The organism is Pseudomonas sp. P5_B2 (assembly GCF_056400445.1).
In genome coordinates this window covers 1-502 of the sequence record NZ_JBFULH010001542.1, presented here as the reverse complement: position 1 = coordinate 502, position 502 = coordinate 1, and the positions used below count along the sequence as shown (strand labels likewise).

At 54.0% G+C, this 502-nt stretch carries 1 protein-coding gene; it reads left to right on the top strand.

Features of this window, described 5'->3' with window-relative positions:
- Nucleotides 1-54: 54 nt before the first annotated feature.
- Nucleotides 55-502: 2Fe-2S iron-sulfur cluster-binding protein (locus AC1DRJ_RS32285; RefSeq protein WP_477805652.1), on the top strand; the 448-nt coding region annotated here is incomplete at its 3' end.

The following is a 502-nucleotide window of genomic DNA, read 5'->3' as shown; positions in this document are numbered from 1 at the left end:
GTGCTGATCGCGGGTGGGATAGGGGTTACGCCGCTTTGGTGTATGGCGCAGTACTTGAATAGCAAAAAAATGGACTGGGAGCTGCATTACTTCGCTCGTAGTGTTAACCACGCCGCGTTGATCGACGCGATGCAAGGCCACATCACCCAGGACAAGGTCCAGTTGCTGTTGGGGTACGACGTGGAGGCTACCGTCGCTCACATTCAGGAGGTTTTCCGTGGTGATGATGAAACCCGGCATTACTATTGTTGTGGGCCGGCTGGGATGATTCAGGTCTATTCCCAGCAAGCAAAGGCGCTGTCCATCTCTGATGGCAGGGTTCACTTCGAGAGCTTTATACCGCTGCAGGAAGCCGCGACGTCAGGTGGGTATGAGATCGTACTGGCGAGGACCGGGAAGACCCTCAAGATAAATCAGGGCAAAAGCATACTCGATGCGCTGATTGAAAACGGTGTTGACGTGATGCATTCCTGTCGCGAAGGCATCTGTGGTGCTTGTGAAG